Source organism: Limnohabitans sp. TS-CS-82 (assembly GCF_002943475.1).
In genome coordinates, this window is record NZ_PTQX01000004.1 from 201,493 (window position 1) to 213,546 (window position 12,054).

The following is a 12,054-nucleotide window of genomic DNA, read 5'->3' on the forward strand; positions in this document are numbered from 1 at the left end:
CGACACAAAGGCGCGAGACAATGCGCATCATGTTTTTAGACACACCGCGTCGCCCTTCCCGTTCAGCGTTTTTCTTGATCTTGCTCGCCAGCGTTTGGTTGGCGGTGTTTGGCAACGTTGCACTGTGGCGCAGTTTGACCCAGTTGCCCGACCTGAAGGGTTGGCATGGCCTGCTGTTTGGTGCGGCCTTTGCCCTCATCATTGCCAGCGCCACCACGGCCCTGTTGTCGCTGCTGGCGTGGCGTTGGACCTTGAAGCCCGCCATCAGCCTGCTGCTTTTGTTGGCCGCCTTCGCCACGTATTACATGTTGATGTACGGCATCGTGGTAGACACGCCCATGGTCACCAATGTGTTTCAAACCGACGCCCGTGAAGCGCGCGATCAACTGAGTTGGCGCTTAGGTGTGACGGTGCTGTTCTTGGCCGTGTTACCCATGATTTGGCTATGGCGTCAACCCACGACCTACGCCTCAATCGGCACGCAAGTGATGCGCAATGTGCTGTTGTGTGTGGCGGCACTGACCGTGACCCTGGGCACCACCCAGCTGGTGTTTCAAGACTTTGCCTCTCTCATGCGCAACCACACGCAACTGCGCTACCAAATCAACCCGCTCAACAGCGTGTATGCGCTGCTGGATTTGACAGTCGTTCCTAGCGACCAACCCAGTGGTCCCTTGCAGCCGCTGGGCGTGGATGCCCACATCACACCACGCACAGGAGCGGCGCAACATCCGCCTTTGCTGCTGTTTGTTTTAGGTGAAACCGCACGCAGTGCCAACTTCTCACTCAACGGCTACGCCCGCCTGACCAACCCGCTGTTGGCCAAAGAAAACGTCACCAGCTTCACCCAAGTTGCCTCGTGCGGCACCAGCACTGCAGAGTCGGTGCCTTGCATGTTTTCGCATTTGGGTCGCGAAGGCTACGCCAAGCGCAGCCATGATTTTGAAAACTGGCTGGACGTGCTGCAACGCGCAGGCTACGCCGTGTTGTGGATGGACAACCAGTCGGGCTGCAAAGGCCAATGCGACCGCATTCCCAACCTCAACACCTCCGAGCTCAAACTGCCTGACCAATGCGAAGACGGCGAATGTCGCGACACCGTCATGCTGACGCAACTCGACAAAGAATTGGCCAAACTCCCCAGCGAGCGCCGCGCGCGTGGCACCGTCGTGGTGATGCACCAAATGGGCAGCCACGGGCCCGCGTATTTCAAGCGCACACCCGCTGCCTTCAAGCCCTTCGTGCCCGAGTGCACCGACACCTCGCTGTCGCAATGCAACCAAGCGCAAGTCGTCAACGCCTACGACAACACCTTGGTGTTCACCGACTACTTTTTGTCACGCGCCATTGGCTGGCTGAAAGACAAAGAAAAAACCGCTGCCACCGCCCTGTTTTATGTGGCCGACCACGGCGAGTCGTTGGGTGAGAACAATTTGTACCTGCATGGCTTGCCCTACGCGATGGCTCCCGCCGAACAAAAGCAAGTGCCGCTCATCACCTGGCTGTCACCCACGTTTGAAACGCAAAGCCGCATCAAAACCAGCTGCTTGCAAAAGCAGCGTGACCGCGCCTTGTCGCACGACCATTTGTTTCATTCGGTCTTGGGTTTGATGGCGGTGAAGACCGAGGTCTACCAACCCACGCTGGATTTGTTCGCCGACTGCGCGAACCGCTGAGCTTATAAAAAGCGGTCCAGCAGCTTGCGTGTGTGGCGGTCCAGCGCTGGCAAATCGCGGATCAAGAACTGCACGCCGTGGGCATCGGCCACGATCAAGGTGTTGGTGCTCAAGCGACGGATGTCTTCCTCGCCCTTCAACACAAACTCGGTCGGTCCACGGCTGGTTTGCACGCGCCAGACGCTGGGCGTTGAAAAACTGTTCACCCCATCCAAGCGCAAGATTTCGGGCATGAATTCGCGACCCTGCAGCGCCTGCGACACCACGGCGCGCTGGTCTTCAGGCAAATCGCTCAAACGCTCAATCCAAGCCAACTCTTTGCCCTCGGCACTCAAAATAGAAATGGCTTGATCGGGCGTCGCAATCGGGAAAGCACGCACCACCACCGCGCCGACATGCTGCGAGCCATCGGCCAAGGTAACCACCAATTTGCCAAAGGGGTCAACAGCCAAAGTGAAGGCCAAAATCAACGGGGCACTCATTCGGACTCCTTCGTCGAAGCACGGGCGACCACCGCGTCTTCACCATTTTTAGCTTGGGCTTCATAGAGCCGGTAATAGGCACCTTCACGCGCCATGAGTGTGTCGTGGTCGCCCTCTTCCACCACCACGCCTTGCTCCATCACCACCAAGCGGTCGGCTTTGTTGAGCGTGGACAAACGGTGGGCAATGGCAATCGTGGTGCGGCCTTGCACCAAGTTGTCCAAGGCCTTTTGAATTTCTTGCTCGGTCTCGGTGTCCACCGAGGCGGTCGCTTCGTCCAAAATCAGGATGCGTGGGTTGATCAACAACGCACGCGCAATCGAGATGCGTTGACGCTCGCCACCCGACAAACCTTGGCCGCGCTCGCCAACCAACGAGTCGTAACCCTGGGGCAAGCGCAAGATGAACTCATGGGCGTGGGCCGCACGCGCTGCTGACACGATTTCTTCGCGTGTGGCATCGGGCTTGCCGTAGGCAATGTTGTCGGCAATCGTGCCGAAGAACAAAAACGGCTCTTGCAACACCATGCCAATGTGGCTGCGGAAATCAGACAAAGCGATGTTGCGGATATCAATGCCATCCACCTTGATGGCGCCTTCGCTGACGTCATAAAAGCGGCAAATCAGATTCACCAAAGTACTCTTGCCCGAGCCGCTTTGACCGACCAAACCGATCATCTCGCCAGGACGAATGCTCAGGTTCATGCCGCGAATCACGGCGCGGTTGCCGTAACGGAACCCCACATCTTGAATCTCAATGCTGCCTTGCAAGGGAACAGGCAGTGGCTGCGGGTTCTTGGTTTCAGGCACGCTGGAGACGTGGTCCAAAATTTCAAAAATGCGCTTGGCGCCCGCTGCCGCTTTTTGTGTGTGCGACACGATGCGGCTCATCGAGTCGAGGCGTGTGTAGAAACGGCCGATGTAGGCCAAAAATGCGGTCAACACACCCACGGTAATTTGGTGGTGCGACACCAACCAAATGCCAAAGCCCCACACGACCAACAAACCCACCTCGGTCATCAGCGTGACGGTGGGCGAAAACAGCGACCACACAAAGTTGATGCGGTCGTTCACCGCCAAGTTGTGCTTGTTGGCATCGCGAAAACGGTTGGCTTCGCGGCGCTCTTGGGCAAACGCCTTGACCACGCGAATGCCAGGAATGGTGTCGGCCAACACGTTGGTCAACTCAGACCAAACGCGGTCAATCTTCTCGAAACCCGTACGCAACTTGTCGCGCACGGTGTGGATCAACCAAACGATGAAGGGCAAAGGCAGCAGGGTCGCAGCGGCCAAGCGCGGATCGATGCTGATCAAAATGCCTGCGGTCATCAAGATCATCAGCACGTCGGTGGCGAAATCGAGCAAGTGCAAGGACAAAAAGACACAAATGCGGTCGGTCTCGGCACCAATGCGGTTCATCAAATCGCCGGTGCGGCGTCCGCCGAAGTACTCCAGCGACAAACGCATGAGGTGCTCGTAGGCCGTGGTGCGCAAATCAGCGCCAATGCGCTCGGACACCAAAGCCAAAATGTAAGTTTTCGCCCAGCCCAAGCCCCACGCCAGAGCAGCAGCCCCCAGCAGGCCGCCCAGATACATCATCACCAAGTCTTCGTCGATGTGTTTGCCGTTTTGGAACGGAATCAACACATCGTCCATCAAAGGCATGGTCAGATAAGGCGGCACCAACGTGGCAGCTGTCGACGCTAACGTCAGTAAAAACCCCGTCAACAAACGCCAACGGTAAGGATGGGCAAAACGCCACAAACGAAACAGCCCCCAAGTGGACAAAGGCGCGTGCTTCTCACGACTGCACACGGGGCATGGATCGCCAGCGGCTTCAAGGGGCAGCTTGCACTGCGGGCATCGCGCCTGCGCCGTGGCAGCCAACGATTTACCGTGCGTCAGCACCTCCACACGGTCCGCAAACACCTCTTGCAAGCGCATGGCCTGCACGTTGTGCGTAAGAGTAAAGCGCCAACTGGCCAAACGCTGGCTCGACGTGACCAAGGACAAGGTGCCAACACCTGCGTGATCGGCATGCTGCATGACCGCGTCAGCCGTCATGGGCCAAGACGACCACATGAGTTCGCTGCCTTGACGTTGGGCAGAAAGCACCCGCTGGTCTGTCACAATTAACAGCCCTGGTGCGAACCGCAGTTGGGCATCTAAGTCAACCTCCAAGCAAGCTAGAACGTTTTCTTGTGGAGAGAGTTGAGCCAGTGCTGGCGTCACCCAAACAGGGGGCAACAGAGAGCTGGCAGAAGCCGAAAGAGAAGAATTCATTCTTTTAATAGTTTCCGCACAAAAAAGCAGGAGCCTGGAACTTGTTGCACCCAACATCGAATGCTAAAGATTGTATCGCCCGACCATGGTTGGATCGGCTTTGTAAGCGCCCCTCGGTTTGAGTTCCACCCTAGCCTACCCACATCAAAACATGGCATTCAAAGACATTCAAATTCTGCGCATGAACTACTTGCGCGGACCCAACATCTGGACTTACCGCCCCATCATTGAGGCGCTGATTGATTTGGGCGAAATGGAAGATCACCCTTCCAACAAAATTGACGGGTTCAATGACCGGCTCAATGCTTGGTTGCCCGGTTTGGTCGAACACCACTGCGGCGTTGGCCATCGCGGCGGCTTTCTCACCCGATTGGTGGGTGGCACGTGGATGGGGCACATCATGGAGCACGTCTCCATTGAGCTGCAGTTGCTGGCCGGTGCCCGTGCTGAATTTGGCAAAGCACGCGAAATCAGCAAACGCGGTATTTACAAAGTGGTGTTCCGCACCGAACACGAAGAACTGGGCCGTGAAAGCTTTTTGGCCGCCCGCGAAATCGTGATGTCAGCGGCAAACAACCAGCCTTACGACATCACCGCCACCATTAACCGCTTGAAAGGCATTGCCGACAAGCGTTGTTTGGGCCCCAGCACCGCCTGCATCGTGGATGCCGCGGTGGAACGCAAAACTCCGTTCATTCGCTTGACCGAAGGCAATTTGGTGCAACTCGGCTATGGCTCACGCCAACGCCGCATCTGGACGGCGGAGACCGATCGCACCAGCGCCATCGCCGAAAGCATCTCCAGCGACAAAGACTTGACCAAGCGCTTGCTGACCCAATGCGGCATTCCCGTGCCCGAAGGCCAAGTGGTCAAAACAGCCGATGAAGCCTGGGCTTCCGCGCAAGACATTGGCTTGCCCGTGGTGGTCAAACCGCTGGACGGCAACCGCGGTTGGGGCGTGTCCCTCGACGTGAACACCGAAGAAGGTGTGCGCAACGCGTGGGCCGCCGCCGACAAAGAAGGCAGCGGCGTGTTGATCGAACGCTATGTGCGCGGCGATGAACACCGCGTGCTCGTGGTGGGCGACCGCGTGGTGGCCGCCACCCGTGGCGAAACAGCTTGCGTCACCGGCGACGGCATCTCCACCGTCGAGCAACTGATTGAACTGCAAATCAACACCGACCCGCGCCGCGGCGAAGCCGAAGGTTTCCCGCTCGACCTGATTCGCTTGCACACGGCTCGCGGCGAAATGTCGCTGCTTGAGATCCAACGCCAAGGCTTAGAGCCCACCAGCGTGCCTGAGAAAGACCGCATCGTGGTGGTCCAGCGCAATGGCAACTTGAACAACGACGTGACCGACTTGGTGCACCCCGATGTGGCAGCCGTCGCCACCCTCGCCGCTCGTGTGATTGGCTTGGACATTGCTGGCATCGACATCGTCACCCAAGACATTTCCCGCTCTCTCGACGAAACCCAAGGCGCCATCATCGAAGTCAACGCCGGCCCCGGCTTGTTGATGCACGTCAAACCCGCGGTGGGTCAACCCCGCCCTGTGGGCAAAGCCATCGTCGAACATTTGTTTGGCGTCAACGAGTCTGGCCGCATTCCGGTCGTGGGCGTGGTCGGCACGCACCAAACCACCGAGCTTTCGCAGCTGGTGTCTTGGTTGCTGCATTTGTCGGGTCGTCGCACAGGCTTGGCCTGCCAAGACGGCCTGTACATGGACCAACACCATTTGGGCAAAAAAGATGCGCGCGGCTTTGAGTTTTCAGAGCGCCTGCTGATCAACCGCGCCTTGGATGCCGCCGTGTTCGAAACCTCGCCCTCACACATCCTCAACGAAGGTTTGGCGTACGACCGGTGCTTGATTGGTGTGGTCACCAACATGCCCGACACCGATGACGCGCTGATTCAGCAGCACGACATCCAAACGCCGGAGCAAATGCGCACCGTCATTCGCACCCAAATCGATTTGGTGTTGCCCGAAGGTGCGGCCGTGCTCAATGCCGACGAAGAAGCCGTGGTCGGCTTGGCTGAGTTGAGCGATGGCGAAGTCGTTTACTACGCCAAAGAGCACAGCAACGCCACCGTCACCGCACACCGTCAGCAAGGCGGCCGCGCGGTGTATTGCAAAGACGGCCACGTCACCTTGGCCCGTGGCGATCAAGAAACTCAACTATTCCACCTCGATTTGGAGTTGATCGCACGCTTGCTCAAAGGCGGCTTGCACATCTCCACCTTGCTGGCTGCCGTGGCGGCGGCTTGGTCACTCGACATTGCACCGCTGCTGATTCGCGCTGGTTTGAAGAATTTCGGCCAAAACAACCAGAACACGCCCAAACACATCGCTAGAAAGATTGCGTAATGGAAGTCTCTCGTACCCGAGCCCTGCGTGGGCCCAACCTCTGGACCCGTCACACCGCCGTCGAAGCCATGGTGCGTTGCGACGCGGCTGAAATCGATCTGAGTCAACTGCCTGAGTTCGAAGGCCAGTTGCGCAACCTGTTTCCTGGGGTTGGCAGCCTGCGTCCCACGGGCAAAGATGTCAAGCTCAGCATGGCGCACGCCCTCGAAGCCGCGACTTTGCATTTGCAAATTGAGGCGGGTTGCCCCGTCACCTTCAGCCGCACGACCCTGACCACCGACGAAGGCTTGTACCAAGTCGCCGTGGAGTACACCGAAGAAGAGGTGGGCTGTTTGGCGTTGAAACTGGCGTCTGAACTGTGTGCCGCCGCGTTCAACAACACGGCCTTTGATGTGGATGCCGCTGTTGATCAACTGCGTAATTTGGACGAAGACATCCGCTTGGGCCCCTCAACCGGCTCCATCGTCGATGCCGCCGTGGCGCGTGGCATTCCATACCGTCGCCTGACCGAAGGCAGCTTGGTGCAACTGGGCTGGGGCAGCAAACAACGCCGCATCCAAGCCGCGGAGATCGACTCCACCAGCGCCATTGCCGAGTCCATCGCCCAAGACAAAGAACTCACCAAAAAACTGCTGCACGCCGCGGGTGTGCCTGTGCCCTTGGGTCGCCCAGTGCACAGCCCCGAAGACGCTTGGGCTGCGGCGCAAGAAATTGGCTTGCCCGTGGTGGTGAAACCTCGCGATGGCAACCAAGGCAAAGGCATCTCCGTCAACGTCACCACGGAAGAAGGCGTCAAAACGGCGTACACCACCGCGGTGTCCTTCCGTGATGAAGTGCTGGTTGAGCGTTTCCTGCCAGGCAGCGATTACCGCTTGTTGGTGGTGGGCAGCAAGCTCGTTGCCGCCGCACGCCGCGAACCGCCCTTGGTGATTGGCAACGGCAAAAACACCGTGCGCGAGTTGGTCGACATCGTCAACGCAGACCCTCGTCGCGGCGAAGGCCATGCCACGTCCTTGACCAAAATTCGCTTTGACGACATCGCCATTGCACGCCTCAAAGAACAAGGCTTTGACGCCAACTCCGTGCCCGCCAAAGGCGCGCGCGTGATCTTGCGCAACAACGCCAACCTGTCCACTGGCGGCACCGCCACCGACGTGACGGACGATGTGCACCCCGAAGTTGCCTTACGCGCCATCGCGGCCGCCCAAATGGTGGGCCTCGACATTTGTGGTGTTGATGTGGTGTGTGAATCGGTGCTGCGTCCGATGGAAGAGCAAAGCGGTGGCGTGGTGGAAGTCAACGCCGCCCCCGGCCTGCGCATGCACCTGAGCCCCTCGTTTGGCAAAGGCCGCGACGTGGGTGAAGCGGTCATTTCCACCATGTTCCCTGATGGTGACGATGGCCGTATTCCCGTGATTGCCGTGACCGGCACCAACGGCAAAACCACCACCGTGCGCCTCACCTCGCACTTGCTGCGCGCCAACGGCTTGCGCGTGGGCATGACCAACACCGATGGCGTGTATGTCAACGGCCGTCAAACCGACAGCGGCGACTGCAGCGGCCCACGCAGCGCCCGCAATGTGCTGATGCACCCAGACGTCGACGCGGCTGTGCTAGAAACCGCACGCGGCGGCATGCTACGCGAAGGCTTGGCCTTTGACCGCTGCCAAGTGGCGGTGGTGACCAACATCGGCATGGGCGACCATCTCGGCTTGAACTACATCTCCACCGTCGAAGACTTGGCGGTTTTGAAGCGCGTCATCGTGCAAAACGTGGCCCCCACAGGCACGGCCGTGTTGAACGCCACCGACCCCATCGTGGCCGCCATGGCCGGCAACTGCCCAGGCCAAGTGACCTTCTTTGGCTTGGACGCACACCATCCCATCATTGCCACGCACCGCGCACAAGGCAAACGCGTGCTGTTCGTGGAAGACGACCAAATCGTCTGCATGCAAGGCAACCACTCGGTACGCATTCCGTTGTCAGACATTCCCGTCACACGCAGTGGCGCCATTGGCTTTCAAATCGAAAACGCCATGGCCTCCATCGGCGCAGCGTGGGCCGTCGGCGTGCCTTGGAAAACCATCTGCAAAGGCCTCGCCACCTTTGTGAGCGACAGCAACGCCGTGCCCGGACGCTTCAACGTGTTCGACTACAAAGGCGCCACCGTCATTGCCGACTACGGCCACAACCCCGACGCCATCAAAGCCTTGGTCCAAGCCGTCACCAACCTGCCCGCCCAACGACGCAGCGTGGTCATCAGCGGCGCCGGTGATCGACGTGACGAAGACATTCGCGAACAAACCCGCCTGATTGGTGAAGCCTTCGACGACGTGGTGCTTTATCAAGACGCCTGCCAACGCGGTCGTGTCGATGGCGAAGTGCTCAAACTCTTGCGTCAAGGCTTGGACGGCGCCAAGCGCACCACCCACATCGACGAAATCCATGGCGAATTCTTAGCCATCGACCGCGCGATGGAGCGCCTGCAACAAGGCGATTTGTGCTTGATATTGATTGACCAAGTCGAAGAAGCCTTGGCGCACATCACACAACGCGTGAACTCGGCGGCATTAGCGGGCTAAGTTCTCTTGTTCGCACCAGCAAAAAAGCCACTCGTTTGAGTGGCTTTTTTTATCAACCCCGAAGCCAAGGCAACAAGCTTAAAACAACCCTTTGTATTGCTCCCGCAACAAGTTCTTCTGAACCTTGCCCATCGTGTTGCGCGGCAACTCAGCCACCACAAAACACTTCTTAGGAATCTTGAAATTCGCCAACTGCGATTTGAGCGCTGCAATCACCCCATCCGCATCCACCTTGGCACCAGGCTTGGCAATCACCACCGCCACGCCCACCTCACCAAAATCAGGATGCGGCACACCAATCAAAGCGCTCTCAGCGACGCCTGGCATTTCATTGATGTAACCCTCAATCTCTGCGGGATACACGTTGTAGCCACCGCTGATGATCAAGTCTTTGCTGCGCCCCACGATCACCACATAGCCGCGTTCGTCAATCTTGCCGACGTCACCGGTTTTGAAATAGCCATCGGCCGTGAACTCTTCTTTGGTTTTCTCTGGCATGCGCCAGTAACCCGCAAACACGTTCGGGCCTTTGACCTGAATGCCACCAATCTCACCCACGGGCAAAGCCTTGCCATCGTCGTCTTGCACACGCAAAGACACGCCGGGCAACGGGAAGCCCACGGTGCCGCCACGACGCTCAGTTTGACCGGGGTAACGCGCGTCAGCCGCATAAGGATTGGAGGTGAGCATGACGGTTTCGCTCATGCCATAACGCTCCAAAATGGCTTGCCCTGTGCGCTCTTGCCATTCGGTGAAGGTTTCCAACAACAACGGCGCTGAACCTGCAATGAACAAGCGCATGTTCGAGGCTTGCGCTTTCGTCAAACTGGGCTCGGCCAGCATGCGCACATACAAAGTCGGCACGCCCATGAAGACGGTCGCTTCGGGCATTTTGGCGATGACCAATTTGGGGTCGAACTTGGACATCCAAATCATCTTGCTGCCGTTGAGCAAGGCCCCGTGAATGGCCACAAACAACCCGTGCACATGGAAGATGGGCAAGGCGTGAATCAGCACATCGCCGGGCTTCCAACCCCAGTATTTTTTGAGGGTCTGTGCATTGCTGAGCATGTTGCCGTGCGAGAGCATGGCGCCTTTGCTGCGGCCTGTGGTGCCACTGGTGTACAAAATGGCAGCCAAGTCATCGGCTTTGTTTTGCACCACTTGATGCTGGTCCGAGCAATGCGCGGCGCGCTCCAACAAACTGCCGGTGCGGTTGTCGTCCAAGGTGAACACGTTTTGTGTGCCGGCCTTGAATGCGATCTTGCTGACCCAACCAAAGTTCTTGCTGCTACATACCACCACGGCGGGTTCGGCATTGCCAATGAAATACTCAATCTCGGCGCTTTGGTACGCCGTGTTCAAGGGCAAAAACACATAGCCCGCGCGCAAAGTTGCCAAGTACAACATCATGGCTTCGACCGACTTCTCCACCTGCACCGCCACACGCGCGCCTTTGGGGATGTCGAGTGAGTCGAGCAAGTTGGCCATCATGGCGCTGGCGCGCTCTAGATCGGCCCAGCTGTAGAACTGCCCGTCGTCCGTCTCCACGGCGGTGGCACTCAAATCTTTGGGAAATGCCGCGCGCAAGGCGGCATAAAGGTTGTGGTTCATGGTCATTTTCGGAAATGCAGCACGTAGGTTTAAATCAATCTAATTTGGCACCAGAGGCTTTCACCACGGCCGCCCATTTTTTAATGTCAGCGCTGACAAACGCGCCAAATTGAGCGCCCGTGAGATTGGGAAACTCGGCACCATTGTTGGCCCAGCCAGTTTTGATTTCATCAGCTGCTGCGGCTTTACGCACTTCTTCGATGACGCGCACTTGCACATCGGCGGGTGTACCTTTCGGCGCCCACAAGCCGTACCACGTGTTCACGTTGTAATCGGGCATCCCCAGCTCAGCGGCGCAAGGCACATCAGGAAACGCAGGGTTGCGTTTGTTGCCCGACACCATCAAGGCCTTGATACGACCGCCTTTGATGTGTTGCGCCGAAGACCCCAAACCGTCAAACATCATGTCCACGTTGCCTGCGATCAAGTCCTGCAAAGCAGGGCCAGCGCCACGGTAAGGAATGTGTGTGATGAAGGTTTTGCTCTGCAACTTGAACAGCTCACCCGCCAAGTGATGCGAGGTGCCGCCGCCTGCAGAACCGTAGTTAAAGCGACCAGGGTTGCTGCGCACCAAGGCCATGAAGGACTTGAAATCGCTAGGCATGGTTTTCGTGTTCACCACCAACACATGGGGCACGCTGGCTACCATCGCAAGCGGTACAAAATCGCGCTCCAAGTCGTAGTCAAGTTTGGGATACATCGAAGGGGCGATCGAGTGATGCACAGCCCCCATGAACAAGGTGTAACCATCCGGCGCAGCTTTGGCGGCAATGCCTGCACCTAAGTTACCGCCTGCGCCGCCTCGGTTGTCGATGACCAAAGTTTTGCCCGACTGTTTGGAAAACTGTGCAGAGAAAGGGCGTGCAAACGCATCGGTACCGCCGCCGGCTGGGAATGGCACGATCAGGCTGACAGGCTTGCTCGGCCAGCTTGGATCGGCATGCGCGCTCAAGCTCATCGCAGCCAACGCTGCGATGCCCAAAGCCAAGACGCTGCGGCGTGTTGATGTTTTGTTGAATTGATTCATGTTTGTCTCCTTCATGGTTTTTGATA

General features: G+C 58.0%; 7 protein-coding genes. 3 read left to right on the plus strand and 4 right to left on the minus strand.

Annotation, left to right across the window (positions count from 1 at the left end; translation table 11 throughout):
* Nucleotides 1–29 precede the first annotated feature (29 nt).
* On the plus strand, nucleotides 30–1,676 hold the full coding sequence (locus tag C5F52_RS10795; RefSeq protein ID WP_104798563.1) for a phosphoethanolamine transferase: 1,647 nt from the start codon (nucleotides 30–32) through the stop codon (nucleotides 1,674–1,676).
* A 2-nt stretch (nucleotides 1,677–1,678) separates the two neighbouring features.
* On the opposite strand, the gene C5F52_RS10800 is transcribed toward C5F52_RS10795, so the two are convergent.
* Both C5F52_RS10800 and C5F52_RS10805 read right to left on the minus strand, forming a co-directional pair.
* Nucleotides 1,679–2,158, minus strand: coding sequence for a DUF1854 domain-containing protein (locus C5F52_RS10800; RefSeq protein WP_104798364.1), 480 nt, complete (start codon nucleotides 2,156–2,158; stop codon nucleotides 1,679–1,681).
* On the minus strand, nucleotides 2,155–4,440 hold the full coding sequence (locus C5F52_RS10805) for an ABC transporter ATP-binding protein (protein WP_104798365.1): 2,286 nt from the start codon (nucleotides 4,438–4,440) through the stop codon (nucleotides 2,155–2,157). The genes C5F52_RS10800 and C5F52_RS10805 overlap by 4 nt, the downstream gene beginning before the upstream one ends.
* A 151-nt stretch (nucleotides 4,441–4,591) precedes the next feature.
* Between C5F52_RS10805 and cphA (C5F52_RS10810) the strand changes: the two genes are divergently transcribed.
* A complete protein-coding gene (cphA, locus tag C5F52_RS10810) occupies nucleotides 4,592–6,805 on the plus strand; it encodes a cyanophycin synthetase (RefSeq protein ID WP_104798366.1) in 2,214 nt (737 codons plus the stop codon).
* A complete protein-coding gene (gene cphA, locus C5F52_RS10815; protein ID WP_104798367.1) occupies nucleotides 6,805–9,387 on the plus strand; it encodes a cyanophycin synthetase in 2,583 nt (860 codons plus the stop codon). The genes cphA (C5F52_RS10810) and cphA (C5F52_RS10815) overlap by 1 nt, the downstream gene beginning before the upstream one ends.
* A gap of 78 nt (nucleotides 9,388–9,465) precedes the next feature.
* On the opposite strand, the gene C5F52_RS10820 is transcribed toward cphA (C5F52_RS10815), so the two are convergent.
* Both C5F52_RS10820 and C5F52_RS10825 read right to left on the minus strand, forming a co-directional pair.
* Entirely contained in the window at nucleotides 9,466–11,007 is a 1,542-nt protein-coding gene (locus tag C5F52_RS10820; RefSeq protein WP_104798368.1) for a malonyl-CoA synthase, read from the minus strand.
* 28 nt (nucleotides 11,008–11,035) lie between these two features.
* Complete coding sequence (locus tag C5F52_RS10825; RefSeq protein ID WP_236657828.1) at nucleotides 11,036–12,028, minus strand: tripartite tricarboxylate transporter substrate binding protein; 993 nt, start codon at nucleotides 12,026–12,028, stop codon at nucleotides 11,036–11,038.
* Nucleotides 12,029–12,054: the final 26 nt, after the last annotated feature.

Coding starts and splice junctions, on each gene's coding strand:
- cphA (WP_104798367.1), top strand. CDS start 6,805: ATGGAAGTCTCTCGTACCCGAGCCCTGCGTGGGCCCAACCTCTGGACC.
- C5F52_RS10805 (WP_104798365.1), bottom strand. CDS start 4,440: ATGAATTCTTCTCTTTCGGCTTCTGCCAGCTCTCTGTTGCCCCCTGTT.
- C5F52_RS10795 (WP_104798563.1), top strand. CDS start 30: ATGTTTTTAGACACACCGCGTCGCCCTTCCCGTTCAGCGTTTTTCTTG.
- cphA (WP_104798366.1), top strand. CDS start 4,592: ATGGCATTCAAAGACATTCAAATTCTGCGCATGAACTACTTGCGCGGA.
- C5F52_RS10820 (WP_104798368.1), bottom strand. CDS start 11,007: ATGACCATGAACCACAACCTTTATGCCGCCTTGCGCGCGGCATTTCCC.
- C5F52_RS10825 (WP_236657828.1), bottom strand. CDS start 12,028: ATGAATCAATTCAACAAAACATCAACACGCCGCAGCGTCTTGGCTTTG.
- C5F52_RS10800 (WP_104798364.1), bottom strand. CDS start 2,158: ATGAGTGCCCCGTTGATTTTGGCCTTCACTTTGGCTGTTGACCCCTTT.